We start from the raw sequence: 19007 nt of genomic DNA, 5'->3' as shown, positions 1-19007 counted from the left end.
CGAAAAACCCGTGGCCCCGTGCTCTAAGCAGCGCCCGCTTGACGACGAAAAACGACTGCGCCGGCCCCTTTCAAGTTGGGGCCGGCGCCGTTCTTATTCCTCGTTGCTCTATGCGCCGTGGGAGGTGGCACGGTAGCCGTCGATAAGCGCCACGCTGTCCCACGTTCCTTGCTCGACCATCGTCTTTTTGCGCTCCACCCAGAAGTCTGCATTGCGGATGCCTAAGGCCTCCGGGTCGAACTGCGGGTCACGTCCAGCCTTCTTCTGGCGGCGGTAGTCCCACAGGCATTTGAGCGCCGGGACTTGGAGAACGAGGATCGCCAGGATATTGAGCCAGGCCGTCGTGCCCACGCCGATATCGCCGAGCGCCCACGCGGTACCGGGTGTTGTGGTGGCACCGACCCAGACTGAGACCAGAATGAGGATGCGGAGGAACCAGATTGCCACAGTTCGGATCTGTTCGCTCTTGATCCACCGGTTCAGGTACGTGAAGTTGACCTCCGCCATGTAGTAGTAGGCGATAATCGTCGTGAATGCGAAGAACAGGACAGCGAGCGCGACAAAGCTCGCCCCGAGGCCAGGGGTGTAGAGATCCAGAGCCGACTGCACGAATCCGGGGCCGACAGCCACTGAATCAGCAACAGCGCCTGTGTAGCGGACCGGTCCGTCTTCACTGCCGGTTTCGTACACGCGGAACATGTCCGTGGAAATGATGATGAACGCGGTTGCCGAGCAAACAAGCAAAGTGTCGACGTACACGGCGAAAGCCTGCACAAAACCTTGCTTCGCCGGGTGGGAGACCTCCGCCGCAGCAGCAGACTGTGGCCCGGTGCCCTGCCCGGCCTCATTGGAGTAAATGCCGCGCTTGACGCCCCACATGATGGCCGATCCGAGCAGACCGGAGAAAGCGGCTTCTTTGTCGAAGGCCGCCCGGAAGATCATTCCGAATACCTCGGGAATCTGCGACGCGTTGGCGAAGAGAATAAGGATCGCCACAAAGATGTAGATGCACGCCATGAACGGCACGACCATCGAGGCGAACCACGCAATGCGCTTCACGCCGCCGATGACGATGATTCCCAGCAGCACGACCATCACCACGGCGGTGACCCAGGTCGGGATCGACCACGCGTTTTCTACTGCCGTTGCGACTCCGTTAGCCTGCACACCCGGCAGGAAGTACGAGGTGGCCAGAATCATTGAGACAGCGAAGACGATTGCGTAGACAAGAGCGAATGGTCGCGCCCTTGTGTGGCTGTACGCTTTCTCGATGTAGTACGCGGGCCCGCCGCGGTACTCGCCGGTGTCCTGGTCCTTTTCCTTGTAAATCTGCGCGAGACAGCACTCGATGTAGGACGTGGCAGACCCCAAGAAAGCGACGATCCACATCCAGAACACCGCACCTGGCCCGCCGAACGCAATCGCAGTCGCCACACCAGCAATATTTCCCACGCCCACACGCCCAGCCAAGGAGATCATCAGCGACTGGAACGAGGAAATACCCGCTGCTGAGTCCTCTCCCGACTTCAACTGTCGGATCATGTCCGGAACACACCGCACTTGGAGGAACAGGGTCACTAGCGTGAAATACACGCCGGCACCGAGGCACAGGTACACCAGCCAGTTCGACCAAATCGCATCATTTAGGCTGTTTATGATCTCTTCCACGGCTGCCTCCCAGGCCCTTTGAAAAATTTTCTACGAATCTAGTCCATTAGCGTCACCCATAATTGGGTTTCGCGCATTTTTCTTTACAGAGACTCGCGCGTTCGGGCACCCAAAGCACGCATAAAGCACACGACCGGCCCAGGGACGATCCTGGGCCGGTCAATTCGTGCTAAAGGAGAAAGCGCTAGTCAGTGCGTCCGAATCCCGCGTGTGAGTCCGTGTGCTAGTTCGCCTGGCGGATGGGCGCTTGGCGGGAAAGGATCCACGCAGGCCCCTCGGCAAGGTTCGCCCCGCCGTAGTTCACGTGGTTGACCATGCTGAAAATCAACGGCAGCGTCGTCGGGGAACGCTTTGCGATAATGGTGAGCAATTCGGTCACCGGAACCTGCCCGCGGAACATGGCTACGCGGAGGAACGGATCAACGTGGACACGCCACTCGTCGGGGAAAGCGCAGATCGGATCGTCGCTACGACAAATATCAAGCACCCGAGGTCCGAGCTCACCGTAGCCCCCGTCAAGACGCTCGAGTGCACCCTGGTTCGCTGCCGTTGCGCCACCGGAGAATGACCCACCGTTGTCCGCAAGATGCGGATTGGAGATGAACACCGCGGAGTTCACCCGGTTCGCAGGAACTGGCCCCCGGCCGTGCCCGATTGCATTCACCAATTGGGCACCGATATCAGCACCCTCCGAGTACCCGGTGATGCTGAAGGTAGCGTTCGGGCACATATCTGCCAGACGACGCATCGTGTCGGAAGCGACCCGGTATCCGTCGCGGGAAGAATCGTTGTAGCTCATGAACGTGAACGGAATGGACATATACGAGATCCACACCGGCTGAATCCGACCATGTGAAGCCCGGTAAACACCGGTTGAAACCTCAGTCTCCTTTCCGCCAATGGGGGCCGTCTCCGGAAGGAATGGGACCGTGTTTCCGCCGCCAGGAATGTCGATCAAGAACTCGTCCGAACATTTAGTCACCTTCGGGGACTGAGCCAGAGAGCTCAGATCCTGAGCGTCCGTGGGAGTAGCGCTGACTGAAGCGATACCAACGGCTGCTGCCGCCGCTGCGACGATCTTCTTCCACATCGATATAACTCCTTGGCTGAGGGGCGCTGAGTTTTCTAACCGCAACCGTAATTTTTCCTGACTGAACCCGGACTATCGTAAGCCATTTACACCGTCGTGCCTACTTGAACGCGCCGAAGCCCCACGCTCGCCGAAAATGAGACGGGCCATTGGATGACATCACGCCCTAATATCGTGTGGGCCTTCTAATTAGAGTTTCACGCTGAATCAGCGTTTTCACACAGTACGAGCCCCCGTGGAAATTTCGCGGTGATACGTTCAGCGGTAGGCTCACCTCCATACGCAAAAAGATCGCTTCCTCCGCCCTCGCCACCGCTCTCGCTTTCACCGCTGTACCGGCTGTACCGGCTGTCTCTCCAGCCGCTACCGTCCAGGCCGCAGAGTCTGCTACCGGCACGAATACACCTGTCGAACGGGGCATCGAGAAAGCGTTTGACCCGAGCATCGCCTCCTCCATGGAGGAGGATTCCTTCAAAGGCTTCATGGACATGCTGTTCAAGCCCTACAAGTTGATGTTCTCCGGCGACGCCGAGCTCAGCTCCCAGGGGTTCACCCAAGCGATCCTCAATTGGGCGATCATTACGGCGAGCGTGACCATTATTGGTCAGGCAGTTCAAATTGTCATGGCGAACATTCCCCGTTAATGCTCCTCATGATCGGCCGCGCAGTGCAGCGCGGCCGTATCTTTTTCTCACGGTACGGCATAGTATGCTTTCCGCTATGTTCACCCGTGCCAAAAGGGCGGTCGCGTGCTCCGTCCTTCTTCCCGTGACAATGCTTGCAGGTTGCGTCACAAATAGAGAAGGCGGAAACCCCGATGGGTGGGAAGAGATTTCCCCAGCCGCCGTCCCCGAAATCGCTGCCATGGTTCCGGAAGATATTCAGGCAACCGGCAAACTCTCCATCGGCGCCAACCCGCCATTCGCCCCGTTCGAGTTCAAAGACTCTGAAGGCAACATCATCGGGATGGAAATGGACTTGGGCCGTGCCGTCGCCAGTGTCATGGGCTTGAAATACGACGCACAGGAACAGGACTTCGCGATGATCCTTCCCGCAGTGCAAGCCGGCACCTTGGATGCTGGGATCTCCGGCTTCACCGACACTGAGGAGCGCCGCGAGAACTTCGACTTTGTCAACTACCTCTACGCCGGTATCCAGTGGGCATCCCGACCTGAGTCGGGCGTGGACCCATCACACCCGTGCGGGTTGACAGTCGCGGTGCAGCGCACCACGGTTTCTGAAACCGACGATGTGCGGCCGAAGGCCGAGAAGTGCGAAGAAGAGGGCAATCCCATGACGATCTTGTCGTATGACACCTCGGACAACGCAGCACTGGCGGCTCTCGTGGGCCGCGCGGATGCCTTAAGCGCCGACTCCCCTGTCACTGCGTGGGCTGTGAACCGTGCTGACGGCGACCTCGAGCTGGTGGGAGACATGTTCGACGCAGCCCCCTACGGCTTCGCTGTGCCGAAGGGATCGCCGCTCGGCCCAGCAATGGCTGCGGCGATGCAGCACCTGATTGACACGGGTGACTACGAGCGCATTCTCTCCCAGTGGGGAGTGGAGACAGGCTTGCTGGAGCAGGCGCAGATCAATGAACAGCCTGTAGGAGGGCAGTGAGAATGAGCACTACAGCAGCATCAGCAGGGGCGCAGGAATACTCGTCTAAGCCGGAGGGCAGACCGGAGCGGATCGAGGCGAAGCCGCTGCGGCACCCAGGCCGCTGGATCGCGGCCACCATCCTTCTTGCGCTGTTCGCACTATTCATCGTCGATGCGGCGCGCCGTGAAGCCTACGGCTGGGACACGTACCGGGCGTATCTCTTTGACACCCGGATCCTCACCGCGGCCGGGCACACACTAGCAATCACGGTTCTATCCATGATCATCGGCGTGATCCTCGGCGTGATTCTCGCGGTGATGCGGATGTCGCCGAACCCGGTGTTCAAATCCATCGCTTGGTTGTACCTGTGGGTGTTCCGCGGCACCCCGATCTACGTCCAACTCGTCTTCTGGGGTCTGCTCGGCGCGATCTACCAATCCGTCAACCTTGGCTTCACTGAGGTGTCGCTCGAGGCACTGACCTCGTCCGCTTTCGCTCTCGCCGTCATCGGCCTCGGTTTGAACGAGGCAGGCTACATGGCGGAGATCGTGCGCTCGGGTGTGAACTCAGTGCCAGAGGGACAAATCGAAGCTTCTAAGGCACTCGGCATGAGCTGGGGCATGACCATGCGCCGCACGGTTCTCCCCCAGGCGATGCGCATCATCATTCCCCCGACCGGCAACGAGTTCATCTCCCTGTTGAAGACATCCTCGCTCGTTGTGGCAGTCCCCTACTCGCTGGAGCTCTACGGCCGTTCACAGGACATCGCGGCTGCATTGTTCGAGCCGGTACCGATGCTGCTCGTCGCAGCGACGTGGTACTTGGTCATCACCTCGATTCTCATGGTCGGGCAGTTCTACCTCGAGCGCTACTTCGACCGCGGTGTGACCCGCGAGTTGACCGCACGCCAGTTGGCCGCGCTCACGGATGCCGAAGGCAAAGCCCCTAACAACGTCACCGTCGTGGAAAGGAACCGTTAACCGTGACTAGCTCTGTTTCCCCTTCATCCACGCCGATGGTCCAAGCCGTGGACGTGTGGAAGTCTTTCGGTTCCCTCGATGTCCTCAAAGGCATCGACCTCGAGGTCCAGCCCGGTGAAGTCACCTGCTTGATCGGTCCGTCCGGCTCGGGTAAGTCGACGGTCCTCCGGTGCGTCAACCACCTGGAGAAGGTCACCGCGGGTCGCCTCTACGTCGACGGGGACCTCATCGGTTACCGCGAGAAAGACGGTGTGCTGCATGAGATCTCGGAGAAGGACGCTTCCCTTCAGCGCCGCGACATCGGCATGGTCTTCCAGTCCTTCAACCTCTTCGGCCACCGCACTGTGCTGGAGAACATCATCGAGGCCCCGGTCCACGTCAAAGGCGAGAAGCCGGAGGAGGCAAAGAAGAAAGCTATGGAGCTGCTGGACCAGGTCGGTCTCGCCCATAAGGCGGATGCGTTTCCGGTCCAACTTTCCGGCGGGCAGCAACAGCGAGTCGCCATCGCGCGTTCTGTGGCAATGGATCCGAAGCTCATGCTTTTCGACGAACCCACCTCCGCCCTCGACCCCGAACTCGTCGGCGAGGTCCTTCGGGTGATGAAGGATCTGGCGGCGAGCGGCATGACCATGATCGTGGTCACCCACGAGATGGCGTTCGCCCACGAAGTCGCCGACACCGTCGCGTTCATGTCTGACGGAACCATCGTGGAGAAGGGAACGCCCGAGCAGGTGCTGGACAACCCGCAGCACACGCGGACGAAGGAATTTCTCTCCTCGATCTTCAAGTAGTTAGGCGTCGCGGTACTTCGCGTTCATCGCCTCGACCACGCAGTCGGGCACGAGGCCGGTGACGTCTCCGCCGTACTTGGCCACCTCTTTGCACAGAGAAGAGGAGATGTAGCCGTACTTCTCGTCCGTCATGAGGAAGAAGGTGTCCACACCGGAGAGTCGGCGGTTCATCTGCGCCATCGGTAGCTCGTAGTCGTAATCGAGGGACGAACGCAAGCCCTTCACCAGCGCACCGACGTTGTGGGCGGTGGTGTAATCCACCAGCAGTCCGCCCCATGTGTCCACAGTGATATTCGGAAAGTCACTGGTGACCTCACGGATGAAGTCCATGCGTTCCTCGATGGAGAACAACCCGGTCTGCTTGTTCGGGTTCCCGGTCACAAGGACGACCACTTCGTCGAAGCTGCGGGACGCACGCGTGAAGATGTCCAGGTGCCCGTTGGTCACTGGGTCGAAGGAACCAGGGCAGACCGCTTTAGTCATTGTTGCACTCTCTCGTCTATTCACTGTTCCGGTGTGGATCTGGTGTGCTTCCCGCAATGTCATCGCGCGAGAACGTCGCCATATCCATACGAGCTATACCGTACAGCCGCTTCTTCAGCTTCTGCCCTGTTGGGGTGAAACCTTCGGGCCACTTAGTCTCCGGGCTGTCGCGGTGGCGCTCAACGACGACAGCGGCTTCATCTGCGAACAAGGGGATCAGGGCCTCCAGCATCTCCACGACATCCTCGTCAGGCAGGTCGTACGGAGGGTCGGCCAACACCATGGTGAAATGCTTCCTCGGTGCGCGCGGCACATAGGCAGACACCTTGGACTGCTCCACGGTCACATGCGGGTGGCCAACCACGCGCATGTTGTGGCGAATGATCTCCACCGCCTGCGGGTTGGATTCCACGAGCACGACTTCCTCGGCACCACGGGAGGCGGCTTCTAAGCCGAGGGCGCCGGAACCGGCGAAGAGATCGAGCACAGTCTGTCCCGCGAAGCCGAAGCGGACCTGCAGAGACGAGAACAACCCCTCCCGCGCTCTGTCTGAGGTGGGACGGGTGCCCTCCGGGGGGACCTTGATGGTGCGTCCGCGGGCCTCGCCCGAAATGATTCGGCTCATGGGCAACACTTTAACGGTCGCGGGGACCCTAGCTCTTTTCCAGGTACTCGAATTCCTCAAGGATCTCGGTGTCGGTGACGGAGCGCGCGAGCTCAGGGTCAGCAGCCACCACTGCCTCAGCGTCGTCGTACGCGCGCTGGATGATCTCGTAATCCTCGACCAGGTTGAGCAGTGTGAGCTGCCGCTCGTTACCGGACTGGTGTGTGCCCAGTACGTCACCCTCCTGGCGGTTCTGCAGGTCAAGTTCTGCCAGCTGGAATCCGTCGGAAATCGCCGCGATCTGAGAGACCCGCTGGAACTGGCGGGTGCCGGGCTCGGCAAAAGTGTGGAAGAGGCACAGTGACTCGTGCCCGCCGCGCCCCACACGACCACGGAGCTGATGCAGCTGGGAAACGCCGAAGTGCTCCGATTCCCGCACCATCATCACGGTGGCGTTGGGCACGTCCACGCCAACCTCGATCACTGTCGTGGACACAAGGACATCGATTGTGCCTGCCGCGAATGCGGACATGACCTCGTCTTTGTCCTCGCCCTTCATGCGCCCGTGCAGGACGCCGACGTTCAATCCCCGGAAATGGGTTTTTCCGAGGAGGTGGGCGATCTCGAGGACGCCACCGGGGCCGTCGATACGCGGGCACACGATGTATGCCTGGTGCCCGTCGGCGACTTCCTCCTTGATTTTTTCCCATGCGCGCTCGATCCATGCGTCTTTGAACTCGGGGACGATTGAGGATTGGATCGGTTTCCTGCCGCCGGGCAGTTCCCTGAGCGTGGACACCGCTAAGTCGCCGAAAACAGTGATAGCGATGGTTCGCGGGATCGGTGTCGCGGTCATGACCAGCAAGTGTGGTGTATTCTCCCCCGCCTTGTCGCGGAGGCGGTCGCGCTGCTCCACTCCGAAGCGGTGCTGCTCATCGACGACGACGAAACCGAGGTTGAAGAACTCGACGTTGTCTTGAATGATCGCGTGCGTTCCCACGACGATGTCCGCTTCGCCGGTCATGATGGCAAGGAGCGCTTCCTGCCGCTGCACGGACGACATCGATCCGGTCAAAGCGACCACCCGCGCGTGCACTCCGGTGCGCATCAGAGTCTTCCGCAATGATTTCTCGTGCTGGAGAGTGAGCACTTCCGTCGGGGCGAGCAGCGCGCATTGCATGCCGTTGTCCACCGCTTGAAGCATGGCGGCGAGCGCCACGATCGTCTTGCCCGAACCGACTTCGCCCTGCAACAGCCGGCTCATCGGAATGGAGCTGTCCAGGTCCCGGGAAATCTCCCCGAAGACCTCCTCCTGGCCCGCCGTGAACGCGAACGGCAGATTGCCCAACATCTGTTCCTGCGATCCGCCCTTCACCCGCGGCAGGGCAGGTGCCGTGCGGTGGCGCGAATCCGCCCGACGCAGCGCCATGATCAAAGCGACGCGAAGCGCTTCGTTGTACTTCAGCCGCGCCCGGGCGGGGTCCGGTCCCGCTGGCCCCGGGTCGTGGATCTGCCGGATCGCGGCATCAAGCGAGATGAACCCCTCCGGAGTGAATCCGAGCGGTTCCTCCACCGGAGGCAGAGTGTCCAGCACCGCGTTGACCGCACCCATTATGGTCCACGTGGACAGGTTCTTCGTGGCTTTGTACACCGGCAGCCATTCCCTGCCGGCGAGAATCTCGTCTGGGTTGCCAAAGACGGAGAGCTGCTTCATCGACCCCGTCGCGCCACCCTTCGGCGACGGACGCTCTTCTCCGCCGTTCTTGAACTTCGGGGGGTCGAGGATAAGAAAGTCGGGGTGCTGCAATTGCGGCTGGCCGTTAAAGTAGCTGAGCTTGCCGGTGAACATCGCGCGCACACCGCCGTGGAGCACGCGCGGGGCGTAACGCAAACTGAAAAACGTCGCGTGAATGGTGTCGTGCCCATCGGAGATCTCAACCTTGAACATGGGGCGCTTCGCGGTGATCGTCCGCGTTGAGATCACAGTTCCGATGAAGGTGATGCGGTCATCCGGCAGAGCTCCCTCCAGCGCCGGCCCGCTTCCGTAGCGCAGGTATTTGCGCGGATAATGCTCCAGCAGGCCCTCCGCCGTCTCAATTCCGAAGGCTTTCGCGATCGCGCGGGCAGGCCGGGTGGGTATGAGCAGATTCAGCGGCGTTGAGTAGTCGATGCCCAGCACGTGTCTATTCCACCCCGATGTGCCCCACGACGCCGAGACCGTCCGCGGGATAGACCGACACTTCAGCACCGAGCGCAGTTTCGAGCTCAGCGGCATCGACATCAGCGACGGCGTCCGCGTCGAGCAGCAGTGTGACCAGCTCCCCGCCCTCAGCGAGCATCGTGCGACACGCCTTATCGACGGCCAACTGAACCGCTTCATCCTCCGCCAGCAGCCCGCCGTCCGGTGCCAACACCATGATCTGTTTTCCTGCCCCGGCCACAATGTCTGCGGCGCGCATATCGGCGGCTGCTTCATCCATTTGGGCGGCTGCCGCTTCCAGCGGCAACCGTGGGTCGTACACCGCCAAGGCCGCGATACCTCCGACGAGCCGCTGTGTGGACAGCACTGCGACAGCTGTGCGAGACCCCTGAACAGCATCCGAAATCTGCTTCACACCATGTGAGCCCACGTGCCCGTTCGGGAGAATGATCAATTCGCTTGAGCCGGCTTTGGTGAGCTCGTTCCGAATGCGGGTGGTGAGATCCTCGCCCGATTGCACGGGAACGGCACCAGCTTGGCGGAAGAGTTCCGCCACTGATCCGGCGGGAGTCACTGCGATGATGAGGCGGTCGGCAGAATTCGCGTCATGCTCACGCTCCGGTTCCGGAAGAATCTCTAGCCTCAGTTCAGATACTGCGCCCAGTGAATATGCCTGCTCAATGACCGCGCCCGCATCGAGGGAATGAATGTGAATCATCGCCTGAGCGTCGTGCACCCGGGCGATGACGAGGCTCGTGCCCATCGAAGCAAGTGATGCTTCAAGCTCGTCCACCGGCCCGACGAACATGAACATGATCTCTAACCAGTCCGTGCGACCGTGGGAGGGAGTCTGCTCTGGTGAGAGTGGCGCCGAGTCCTCTGTGCGGGATTCTGATTGCGCTCTGGGGCCGCCGGCATCCTCCCTGTCCGTGCCCGCGACCTCGTCGCGCAGTGCAGTGAGCAGCAGCACGAGGCCGCGCCCCCCAGCATCCACAACACCAGCAGCACGCAGCTCAGCCAATTGTGAAGGTGTCTTCGCCAGAGCATCCTCGGCCGCTGCTACGGCTGCGCCCGCTACGTGGGACAGTTCTGCCGCATCTGTCCCGGAAAGGGCACCGCGGGCTGCTTCGGCGGCCTCGCGCAGTACGGTGAGGATCGTGCCTTCCACCGGATCGCTGATGGCGCGGTCCACGTACCCCACTGCATTGTTCAGCGCATCTGCGACGCTCGCTGCGCCGAGCTCACCTTCGGCTGCAGCCTGCGCGACCCCACGCAGCACCTGCGACAGCACCACCCCGGAATTGCCGCGCGCACCTTTGACGCTGCCGACAGCGAGCGCCGAAGCAAACTCCGCCACTCCAGCGCTTTCTTCCAACGCTTCGGCTTGTTTCACCGCCGCTGTCATGGTGTGAGCCATGTTCGAGCCCGTGTCCGAATCCGGCACCGGGAAAACGTTGAGGCTGTTGATTTCCTCCCGGTGCGTCTCTAGCTCCTGCGCGGCACGACGAGCCCACGACAGCAGTCGCACACCGTCGATCACCGCAGGATTAGTCATGGGGCCTTACTCTACAGTGCCCAGTCGACACCGTCCGCGCCCTGAGCCCGCAGCGCCTCGTTGGCACGGGAGAACGGACGTGAGCCGAAGAACCCGTTGCGCGCCGACAGCGGAGATGGATGCGGCGACTCGATGCATGGGGTGTCCCCCAAAAATCGCTTCGCGGTTTGCGCGTCGCGCCCCCACAAGATCGCGACGAGCGGCACACCGCGCTGTGCCAGTGCCCGAATCGCGGCCTCAGTTACCATTTCCCACCCCACCCCGCGGTGGGAACCGGGCTTCCCCGGTGCGACGGTGAGCACCCGGTTCAGGAGCAGGATGCCTTGGCCCGCCCAGGAAGACAGATCCCCGTCGGGGCGCGCTGGGATGCCCAGATCGTCGTCAAGCTCCTTGTAAATATTCACCAGGGAGCGGGGCGGGGCGATGCCCGGCTGTGTGGAGAAGCTCAAGCCCATTGGATGCCCCGGCGTAGGGTACGGGTCTTGGCCCACGATGAGCACTCGGACATCGTCGAACGGATCCTGGAAAGCGCGGAGAATGTCCTTGCCGGCGGGCAGGAACGCCGGTTGGCTGCGCAGGAAATCACCCAGTTCGTGGATCTTATCCTCTACAGGTGCGAGCGGTTCCTCCCACGAGGGGTGCACAGGCAAACTCATGCGAAACTCTCCCATCCTCCGCCGTATGTCGGTGCATGTCCGTCGATGGAAACCCTCGGCTGCTCGTCGGGGCCCAATTTGGTCACGGTGCCGATCGTGCGGAACCCCACCGGCGCATCCCCGCTCAACGTGCCCAACAGAGTGTGGTCTTCCCCGCCCTCGCAGACCCACTGCCACGGGTCATGGTCGAGGAATTCCCCCGCCTGCCGAAGGCATTCATCGGGGGCGATTGTGCCCGAGTCAATTTCGATGCACACCCCTGAACGTGCTGCAAGGAGGTTGAGATCGTGCAATAAACCGTCTGAGTTATCCGTCATACTGCTCGCACCAGCGGAGCGCGCGACGACTCCGGAGCCGGGGTTGATCTCCGGTGCTTGGTACGCCTCAACAAGTGGAGCCAATTCTTCCGGGATCTCTCTCCCGGATTCCAGCAGGGCCAAGCCGGCAGCCGAGTAACCGATGCGGCCGTGGGCCACCAGGTTCTGCCCGGCGCGGGCACCGTCCAGTGTCAGCGGGGGGCGATTGCCTCCGAGCGATCCGACAGCGGTCACCGACATAACCAGGCTGTCCCCGGATGTGACGTCGCCGCCGACAAGCTCCGCGGCGTACTTCCCCACTTCCTGGCCAATGCCGCTGGCGAGCTCCTCCACAACGGACACGGGAAGATCCTTCGGCGCAGACAGCGACAGTAGGGCAGCGACCGGGCGTGCCCCCATCGCTTCGACATCGGCGAAATTCTGCACGATGGCCTTCCGCCCGATAAAGCGCGGCGTGGTCACATCAGACCTGAAGTGGCGTCCTTCCACCAGCATGTCGGTCGTGACCACAACGCGGGAATTCGGAGAGGACCGGTGCAGGACCGCAGCATCGTCCCCGTTGACGGCGGAGGGGGTGGCGTCGATGATGCATTGGATTACCGCTCTTTCGCCGACGTCACCGAGTGTGGGCCCGCCTGAAGGAAAACCAGTCTGGATCACGGTCGATGGGGGCCTTTCCGTAGAGTGCTACTCAGTGTCCGAATACAATGTTCCGCTATGACCACCAGCAGGACGCTCACGGAACCGCCCGCCGACCGAAGCGACCAGGGGGCCGTCATGCGGCGCTCACTGATCCTGCTCAGTCTCGGACTGGCTCTGCTGCTTGTCGCCGGTGTGCTGATAGGGTCGAAGCTGTATCTCAAGCAGCTTAACAATCAGCCGGTGGCCTTGACGGAGTTACCGTCGCCCGAGGCCGACTCCCCGGAATGCGAGGCTCTCGTAGATTCGCTGCCCAAGACGCTTGCGGGGCATTCCCGGGCCGAGCTTGCGGCCCCGGCGCCGGCCGGTGCCGCTGTCTGGCAGTCTTCCTCCGCCGAACGCGTGACGTTGCGCTGCGGCGTTGACGCACCGCTGCAGTTCACGGAACTCACACCGACGGAGACCATTGCCAGGGCGCAGTGGATGAAAGTCCGCGATCCCGCGCCGGGTGCGAATCTGACCACCTGGTTCACTGTGGATCGCTCCCCCGTCGTGGCGGTCACCGCCGAAGACGCTGCTCTGAATGGCCGCCCGTCGCCTGTCGAGGATCTCGATGTCGGTGCACTCCACGCCACTGAGCCGAATCCGGGTAAAGCACCGCTGGCGGATCTTGAGTCCGCGGCAGACGATGCTTCGGGCGCGGCGTGCCGCGATCTCATCGCGGCCCTGCCGCAAGAACTAACGGACGCTTATTCGCGTATCGACGTCTCCAGCGTGGACGGCCTCGGCGCCGCTTCCGCTGCGTGGAGTGCGGACGGCTTCGATCCCGTGGTCCTGAAATGCGGCGTCGCCCCGCCACCGAGCTACGCGCCCGGCGCACAGCTCACGCAGGTCAACGGCATCCCTTGGTTTGAGGAACCGGACGGCGACAGGACTGTCCCTGCCACGGTTCTCTACGCCCCGGGACGCGCAGCGGAGATCGCGGTCTTCTTGCCGGCCGGCATCGGCGATGGTGCGCTGACTGCGGTGTCGAACGCTATCCAGCAGAACGTTCCAGCGCAGTAGCGATCAGAGTTTCCAGCAATTCCCCGTATGACATACCTGCGGCCTGGAAGACCTGCGGGAACATCGAAATCGAGGTGAAGCCCGGCATGGTGTTCACCTCGTTGAGCATCGGCCCGTCTGCGGTGACGAAGAAATCAACGCGCGCCAGGCCCGTGCAGCTCAGTGCACGGAAAGTCTTCAGCGATAGATCCGTGAGCTGCTGATTGACCGTATCGTCGTAGCCCGCGGGAATTGTGGCCGTGACCACGTTGTCGAGGTACTTCGTCTCAAACCCGTAAAAACCTTCCTCCGAATCCGCGGTGCCGCTGAGTTTCGCCGGCGGAGAAGCGACAAGTTCACCGTCGGGGCGTTCTATGACTCCGATCTCGACCTCGTCGCCGACGAGCTCGGCTTCGATGATCACCTTCGTGTCGTAGAGGCGAGCGAAACGGACGGCGTCTTCGAGTTTGTCCCATGCCTCGACCTTGTTGATGCCGATCGACGATCCGCCGCGGGCGGGTTTAACAAAGACGGGAAGACCGAGGTACTCACGCACCTCGTCGGTCACCGCCGAGAAATCCGCATCCTCGTGGAGGATGAATTCCCGCGTGACCGGAACTCCTGCCGCGCGGGCGACTGTCTTAGTGAATTCCTTGTCCATGGAGCACGCGGAGGACAGAACTCCTGTGCCCACGTAGGGAATCCCGGCGAGGTCGAGCAACCCTTGAATCGTGCCGTCCTCACCGTTTGTGCCGTGCAGAACAGGGAAAACTACATCCACCGCCGCCAGAACTTCACCGGTATTCGGGTCGAAGAACTCGCCTCGGCGGGCCGGATTCACGGACAGCGCGACTTCGCGCCCGTCGCCTACGCTCGGCAATTGGGAATCCCCGACAGGATCGGTCGTCCCCTCGACCCACGTGCCGTTTTGAGTGATGCCGACTGGAAAGATCCGGTACTTGTCTTGGGGCAGCTCCGCCATAATGGCCCCGGCAGAGATGCAAGAAATGGAATGCTCGGAGGACATCCCACCGTAGAGTACGGCGATTGTGATCATGGAGACCACACTACAAGCCGCTACTCCGATTTCTTGGAGCGCCCCATGAGCGCTGCGATCATGTCGTCCACGCGCAAATCGCGGTGGCACACGGAGAACACGGCCTCAGTCAAAGGCATATCCACGCCGTTGGCGAGCGCCAACTCGTGAATGCTTTGCGAGCTGATCACGCCTTCAGCCACCTGCCCGTTCGTGGCGTTCCGGGCCTGATCCAGCGTCATGCCGCGACCGAGACGCTCACCAAAGGTCCGGTTGCGGGACAGCTTCGAACCGCAGGTGGCCACAAGATCCCCGAGCCCCGCCAGCCCCGCGAACGTGCGCTGGTCCGCTCCGAGCGCAATGCCCAGGCGGGTGATTTCTGCGAGCCCCCGGGTGATGAGCGTGGCCTGGGTGTTCTCCCCCATGTCCTTTCCCGCGGCCATGCCGCACGCCAGCGCGATGACATTCTTGCATGCTCCGCCGATTTCACAGCCCACCACGTCAGTGTTCGTGTACGGGCGCATGTACGAGGTAGCGCATGCCGCCTGGATGAGCTTGGCCCGGTTCAGATCCGAACAGGCGATGACTGTCGCAGCCAGCTGCTCGTGCGCGACCTCGCGTGCGAGGTTCGGTCCGGTCAACACAGCGATGCGTTCCCGCTGAACACCCGTGACCTCAGCAATGACCTCGCTCATCCGTTTATAGGTGCCCGACTCGATGCCCTTGGAAATAGACACCACAGTCGAGTCGCTCGGAATGTGGGGCGCCCAGTCCGCCAGGTTCCCGCGCATGGTCTGGCTCGGCACAGCGGGAATGACAATCTGAGCTGAGTCGATCGCCTCGGTCGCGTCATCCGTCGCCTCAATCGCCTCCGGCAGAACTATGCCGTCGAGGTAATCGGCGTTGACGCGTGTCCGCTGGATCGAAGCAGCCAGCTCCGTGCGGCGCGCCCACAAGCTCACGGAATTTCCCGCATCAGCAAACACCTTCGCCAATGCCGTGCCCCACGACCCTGCGCCAAGGACAGCCACCTTGACCATGCGCGCCACCCTTTCGTCATTGCTCTCCGCTCGCTCGGAGCGGATTTCTGCCCGTCACAGTGTAGAGCACCTCCCCAGGGAATTCGGGGTTATGCGCGCCCGCGCCAGATGCGGGACAATGTTCAACATGGGCAAAAAGTCACACATGCACGAAGAGGACAAAGACCTCAAAGGAGAGATGTTCCTCACCGGCCGCCACCAGGAAATTCCCACTAAACCAGCTGAGGAATTCAAGCGCACCACGCTTGCCGCAGGTGCCGTTCTTTGGCGCGGTGATGTGACGGATCCCGGAACAATCGAGGTCGCGTGCATTCACCGTCCCCGGTACGACGACTGGTCGCTCGCTAAGGGCAAAGTCGACCCAGGTGAGTCACTGGTCGCCACCGCAGTACGCGAGATCAAGGAAGAGACCGGCTACGATGTCCGCCTCGGCAAACTGCTGGGCAAGACCGTGTACCCGGTGAAGGACTCCACGAAGGTGGTTTACTACTGGACCGGCGAAGTGGTCGGCGGAGAATTCGAAGCGAACGAGGAAGTCGACGAAATCCGCTGGCTCCCCTTCGACGAAGCCACGGCCATCATGTCCTACGACCTCGACCGTCAAGTTCTGCAAAAAGCGCAGAAGCGGTTCGGCATTCCCACCACCGCGCGTGTCCTGTACGTCCGCCACGCCCGCGCGCACGACCGCGAAAAGTGGTCCGGAGACGACAATCTGCGGCCGCTGGACAAAAAAGGCCGCCGCCAGTCCGAAATGCTTGTTCCGATGCTCGCGCCGTTCCACCCCGACAGGATTTACTCTGCGGTGCCGGATCGTTGCCAGACGACGGTCGCCCCGCTTGCCGACGAATTGAATCTCCCCGTCGACGTCGATCAGCGTTTCGGCGACGAGGCGTGGCTCTCCGACATGGTCGGCGCCCAGAAAGCGTTCATGGACGTCGTCGAGCAAGGCGGCGTCAGCGTCATCTGCGCGCAGGGCGACGTCATCCCGAATATACTCGCGTGGCTGTCGGCGACCGGCCGCCTGCCCATCGACGGGGACATCAAGGCGAAGAAGGGCTCCGTGTGGGTGCTCTCCTTCAACGACGGCAGGCTCACCGGCGCCGACTACCTGCCGTCGGCGCTGCCGGTGCGCTAAGAAATAGCGGGCTTGTACGCCGGACGCTGCTCTTCGAAGCGCTCGATGGCCTCCTCGTCGCGCAGCGTCAGGCCGATGTCGTCCAGGCCCTCCATGAGCCGCCAGCGGACGTAGTCGTCGATCTCGAATGTGTAAGTGTTCTCGCCGACCGTGACAGTGCGGTCCTCCAGCGACACTGTGACTTCGAGCCCGGGTTCCTGCTCGAGCTGCTTCCAGATCAGCTGAATGTCAGCATCCGTCATTTGGCCGGCCAGGAGGCCAGCCTTGGACGTATTTCCGCGGAAGATATCGGCGAAACGCGGGCTGAACACTGCTTTGAAGCCGTAGTCCATCAGCGCCCACACGGCGTGCTCGCGGGAAGAACCGGTGCCGAAGTCCGGGCCGGCGAAAAGGACCGAGCCGTTCTTGTACGCGTCCTGGTTCAAGACGAAATCCGGCTCATTGTTGCGCCAGTTGGAAAACAGACCGTCCTCGAAGCCCGTGCGCGATACGCGCTTGAGGTAGACCGCCGGAATAATCTGGTCGGTGTCCACATTGGAGCGGGTGAGCGGCACGCCGACGCCGGTGTGTGTGGTGAATTTCTCCATGATCTAAGGCACTTCCTTTCGTACTAGAGATCGGCCGGGCTAGAGAGGTGGCCGGTGATCGCAGTTGCCGCGGCGACGAGCGGCGAGACAAGGTGGGTGCGCCCGCCCGGTCCCTGGCGGCCCTCGAAATTGCGGTTGGACGTCGACGCGGAACGCTCCCCCGGCTTCAACTGATCCGGGTTCATGCCCAGGCACATGGAGCAGCCGGCCGTACGCCAATCAGCGCCGAAGTCCCGGAAAATCTGGTCCAAGCCCTCTTCTTCCGCTTGCTGCTTCACCATTGCCGAAGACGGCACGACCATCATGCGGGTCTCGGGGTGGATCTTCTTGCCCTTGACCACTTCGGCGGCGGCGCGCAGGTCTTCAATACGGGCGTTGGTGCAGGAACCGAGGAAGACGGTGTCGATCTTGATCTCGCGCAACGGGGTCCCCGCTTCGAGGTCCATGTACTTCAAGGCTTTCTCGGCCGCGGCCTTGAGTGTGTCGTCGCCGAAAGACTCTGGGTCCGGAACGGATTCCGCCAGCGGCAGGCCTTGGCCGGGGTTAGTTCCCCAGGTGACAAACGGGGTGAGCGCGGAACCGTCAATCTCAACGACAGTGTCGAATTCCGCGCCCTCGTCGGTCGGCAGCGTTTTCCAGTACGCGACGGCATCGTCCCAGTCTTTGCCCTTCGGGGCGAATTCGCGGCCCTTGACGTATCCGAAGGTCTTCTCGTCGGGAGCGACCATGCCCGCTCGGGCACCTCCCTCGATGGACATGTTGCAGATGGTCATCCGCGCTTCCATGGAAAGCTTCTCGATGGCTTCGCCGCGGTACTCGATGATGTGGCCGGCGCCTCCGTTGGTGCCGATCTTGGCGATGATGGCCAGGATCAGGTCCTTTGCGGTCACGCCCGGTTGCAATTCGCCGGAGACTTCCACGGCCATGGTCTTGAACGGCTTCAACGGCAGCGTCTGGGTGGCCATGACGTGCTCCACCTCGGAGGTGCCGATTCCCATGCCGATGGAGCCGAACGCTCCGTGGGTGGAGGTGTGGGAGTCGCCGCAGACAATGGTCATGCCCGGCTGCGTGATTCCGAGCTGGGGTCCCACGGTGTGGACAATGCCCTGCTTGACATCGCCCATCGAGTGCAGGCGCACGCCGAATTCCTCGCAGTTCTTCCGCAGGGTGGACACCTGGGTGCGAGAAGTCAGCTCCTCAATCTCCAGCAGGTTGCCGGATTTGATGCCCACGGTCGGAACATTGTGGTCTTCTGTAGCCAGGTGCTGCTGGGGCCGGCGGATCGTCCGTCCTGCCATGCGCAGACCGTCGAATGCTTGCGGGGACGTGACCTCGTGGAGGAGCTGAAAGTCGATGTAAATCAGGTCGGGGTCGCCGTTTTCGCCCTCGGTGATCACGTGGTCGCGCCACACTTTCTCTGCCAGCGTCAAGGGTCGATCTTGCGCCATAGTCTCTCCTCCTCCGTGCTCCAGCGATTCCATATCGCGGGATTGACGTTTCCATTCAATGGGACAGTTTAGTACAGCCGACACCATTTCCGCACACCGTCCACCGCGCTGGGACGGGCACCCATCGACCAT

Annotated in this window: 18 protein-coding genes; 6 read left to right on the top strand and 12 right to left on the bottom strand. The window is 61.8% G+C overall.

Going from position 1 to position 19007, the window contains the following annotated elements:
- Nucleotides 1-108 precede the first annotated feature (108 nt).
- Nucleotides 109-1668 carry a sodium:alanine symporter family protein gene (locus QYQ98_RS00600; protein ID WP_302006846.1) on the bottom strand — a complete coding sequence of 520 codons (1560 nt, stop codon included), beginning with the start codon at nt 1666-1668 and terminating at the stop codon, nt 109-111.
- 223 nt (nt 1669-1891) lie between these two features.
- Nucleotides 1892-2758, bottom strand: coding sequence for a cutinase family protein (locus QYQ98_RS00595; RefSeq protein ID WP_302006845.1), 867 nt, complete (start codon nt 2756-2758; stop codon nt 1892-1894).
- Nucleotides 2759-3213: 455 nt separating this feature from the next.
- Between QYQ98_RS00595 and QYQ98_RS00590 the strand changes: the two genes are divergently transcribed.
- From QYQ98_RS00590 to QYQ98_RS00575, 4 genes are all read left to right on the top strand, one after another.
- Nucleotides 3214-3402: a hypothetical protein gene (locus QYQ98_RS00590; protein WP_302006844.1), complete on the top strand. Its 189-nt coding sequence runs from the start codon at nt 3214-3216 to the stop codon at nt 3400-3402.
- Between the two features lie 76 nt (nt 3403-3478).
- Nucleotides 3479-4378 carry an ABC transporter substrate-binding protein gene (locus QYQ98_RS00585; RefSeq protein WP_302006843.1) on the top strand — a complete coding sequence of 300 codons (900 nt, stop codon included), beginning with the start codon at nt 3479-3481 and terminating at the stop codon, nt 4376-4378.
- 2 nt (nt 4379-4380) lie between these two features.
- Complete coding sequence (locus QYQ98_RS00580; protein WP_302006842.1) at nt 4381-5340, top strand: amino acid ABC transporter permease; 960 nt, start codon at nt 4381-4383, stop codon at nt 5338-5340.
- Between the two features lie 35 nt (nt 5341-5375).
- Nucleotides 5376-6131 carry an amino acid ABC transporter ATP-binding protein gene (locus QYQ98_RS00575; protein ID WP_302007775.1) on the top strand — a complete coding sequence of 252 codons (756 nt, stop codon included), beginning with the start codon at nt 5376-5378 and terminating at the stop codon, nt 6129-6131.
- On the opposite strand, the gene coaD is transcribed toward QYQ98_RS00575, so the two are convergent.
- From coaD to QYQ98_RS00545, 6 genes are read right to left on the bottom strand one after another with little or no spacing between them, the layout of a single operon-like run.
- The gene (gene coaD, locus QYQ98_RS00570; RefSeq protein WP_302006841.1) at nt 6132-6614 is read right to left on the bottom strand and encodes a pantetheine-phosphate adenylyltransferase; all 483 of its coding nucleotides are present in this window, start codon (nt 6612-6614) and stop codon (nt 6132-6134) included.
- Nucleotides 6615-6630: 16 nt separating this feature from the next.
- Nucleotides 6631-7239 carry a 16S rRNA (guanine(966)-N(2))-methyltransferase RsmD gene (gene rsmD, locus QYQ98_RS00565; RefSeq protein ID WP_302006840.1) on the bottom strand — a complete coding sequence of 203 codons (609 nt, stop codon included), beginning with the start codon at nt 7237-7239 and terminating at the stop codon, nt 6631-6633.
- A 28-nt stretch (nt 7240-7267) separates the two neighbouring features.
- Complete coding sequence (locus tag QYQ98_RS00560; RefSeq protein ID WP_302006839.1) at nt 7268-9397, bottom strand: ATP-dependent DNA helicase RecG; 2130 nt, start codon at nt 9395-9397, stop codon at nt 7268-7270.
- A gap of 4 nt (nt 9398-9401) precedes the next feature.
- A complete protein-coding gene (locus QYQ98_RS00555; RefSeq protein ID WP_302006838.1) occupies nt 9402-10973 on the bottom strand; it encodes a DAK2 domain-containing protein in 1572 nt (523 codons plus the stop codon).
- Nucleotides 10974-10984: 11 nt separating this feature from the next.
- Nucleotides 10985-11629, bottom strand: a complete 645-nt coding sequence (locus QYQ98_RS00550) for a uracil-DNA glycosylase (protein ID WP_302006837.1) — start codon at nt 11627-11629, stop codon at nt 10985-10987.
- Nucleotides 11626-12606: a thiamine-phosphate kinase gene (locus tag QYQ98_RS00545; protein ID WP_302006836.1), complete on the bottom strand. Its 981-nt coding sequence runs from the start codon at nt 12604-12606 to the stop codon at nt 11626-11628. The genes QYQ98_RS00550 and QYQ98_RS00545 overlap by 4 nt, the downstream gene beginning before the upstream one ends.
- Nucleotides 12607-12663: 57 nt before the next feature.
- Here QYQ98_RS00545 and QYQ98_RS00540 point away from each other — a divergent pair, with 57 nt between their 5' ends.
- Nucleotides 12664-13650: a DUF3515 domain-containing protein gene (locus QYQ98_RS00540; protein ID WP_302006835.1), complete on the top strand. Its 987-nt coding sequence runs from the start codon at nt 12664-12666 to the stop codon at nt 13648-13650.
- Here QYQ98_RS00540 and QYQ98_RS00535 read toward each other — a convergent pair.
- Both QYQ98_RS00535 and QYQ98_RS00530 read right to left on the bottom strand, forming a co-directional pair.
- Complete coding sequence (locus QYQ98_RS00535) at nt 13622-14686, bottom strand: D-alanine--D-alanine ligase family protein (protein WP_302006834.1); 1065 nt, start codon at nt 14684-14686, stop codon at nt 13622-13624. The genes QYQ98_RS00540 and QYQ98_RS00535 overlap by 29 nt on opposite strands.
- 20 nt (nt 14687-14706) lie before the next feature.
- Nucleotides 14707-15705, bottom strand: coding sequence for an NAD(P)H-dependent glycerol-3-phosphate dehydrogenase (locus QYQ98_RS00530; RefSeq protein ID WP_302006833.1), 999 nt, complete (start codon nt 15703-15705; stop codon nt 14707-14709).
- A gap of 127 nt (nt 15706-15832) precedes the next feature.
- Between QYQ98_RS00530 and QYQ98_RS00525 the strand changes: the two genes are divergently transcribed.
- On the top strand, nt 15833-16840 hold the full coding sequence (locus QYQ98_RS00525) for a bifunctional NUDIX hydrolase/histidine phosphatase family protein (RefSeq protein WP_302006832.1): 1008 nt from the start codon (nt 15833-15835) through the stop codon (nt 16838-16840).
- Here the strand turns inward: QYQ98_RS00525 and leuD are convergent.
- Entirely contained in the window at nt 16837-17427 is a 591-nt protein-coding gene (leuD, locus tag QYQ98_RS00520) for a 3-isopropylmalate dehydratase small subunit (protein ID WP_302006831.1), read from the bottom strand. The genes QYQ98_RS00525 and leuD overlap by 4 nt on opposite strands.
- A gap of 23 nt (nt 17428-17450) precedes the next feature.
- Nucleotides 17451-18875, bottom strand: coding sequence for a 3-isopropylmalate dehydratase large subunit (leuC, locus tag QYQ98_RS00515; RefSeq protein WP_302006830.1), 1425 nt, complete (start codon nt 18873-18875; stop codon nt 17451-17453).
- Nucleotides 18876-19007: the final 132 nt, after the last annotated feature.

Origin of the sequence: Corynebacterium sp. P3-F1, from assembly GCF_030503635.1 — a bacterium.
GTDB lineage: Bacteria > Actinomycetota > Actinomycetes > Mycobacteriales > Mycobacteriaceae > Corynebacterium.
This window is presented reverse-complemented; position numbering and strand designations above follow the sequence as displayed.

Excerpts from the sequence above, each read along its gene's own strand:
- QYQ98_RS00590 (WP_302006844.1), top strand. The coding sequence starts at position 3,214 with ATGGAGGAGGATTCCTTCAAAGGCTTCATGGACATGCTGTTCAAGCCC.
- QYQ98_RS00595 (WP_302006845.1), bottom strand. The coding sequence starts at position 2,758 with ATGTGGAAGAAGATCGTCGCAGCGGCGGCAGCAGCCGTTGGTATCGCT.
- leuC (WP_302006830.1), bottom strand. The coding sequence starts at position 18,875 with ATGGCGCAAGATCGACCCTTGACGCTGGCAGAGAAAGTGTGGCGCGAC.
- QYQ98_RS00535 (WP_302006834.1), bottom strand. The coding sequence starts at position 14,686 with ATGATCACAATCGCCGTACTCTACGGTGGGATGTCCTCCGAGCATTCC.
- coaD (WP_302006841.1), bottom strand. The coding sequence starts at position 6,614 with ATGACTAAAGCGGTCTGCCCTGGTTCCTTCGACCCAGTGACCAACGGG.
- QYQ98_RS00550 (WP_302006837.1), bottom strand. The coding sequence starts at position 11,629 with ATGAGTTTGCCTGTGCACCCCTCGTGGGAGGAACCGCTCGCACCTGTA.
- leuD (WP_302006831.1), bottom strand. The coding sequence starts at position 17,427 with ATGGAGAAATTCACCACACACACCGGCGTCGGCGTGCCGCTCACCCGC.
- QYQ98_RS00525 (WP_302006832.1), top strand. The coding sequence starts at position 15,833 with ATGGGCAAAAAGTCACACATGCACGAAGAGGACAAAGACCTCAAAGGA.
- QYQ98_RS00555 (WP_302006838.1), bottom strand. The coding sequence starts at position 10,973 with ATGACTAATCCTGCGGTGATCGACGGTGTGCGACTGCTGTCGTGGGCT.
- QYQ98_RS00580 (WP_302006842.1), top strand. The coding sequence starts at position 4,381 with ATGAGCACTACAGCAGCATCAGCAGGGGCGCAGGAATACTCGTCTAAG.
- QYQ98_RS00530 (WP_302006833.1), bottom strand. The coding sequence starts at position 15,705 with ATGGTCAAGGTGGCTGTCCTTGGCGCAGGGTCGTGGGGCACGGCATTG.
- QYQ98_RS00540 (WP_302006835.1), top strand. The coding sequence starts at position 12,664 with ATGACCACCAGCAGGACGCTCACGGAACCGCCCGCCGACCGAAGCGAC.
- QYQ98_RS00585 (WP_302006843.1), top strand. The coding sequence starts at position 3,479 with ATGTTCACCCGTGCCAAAAGGGCGGTCGCGTGCTCCGTCCTTCTTCCC.
- QYQ98_RS00575 (WP_302007775.1), top strand. The coding sequence starts at position 5,376 with ATGGTCCAAGCCGTGGACGTGTGGAAGTCTTTCGGTTCCCTCGATGTC.
- rsmD (WP_302006840.1), bottom strand. The coding sequence starts at position 7,239 with ATGAGCCGAATCATTTCGGGCGAGGCCCGCGGACGCACCATCAAGGTC.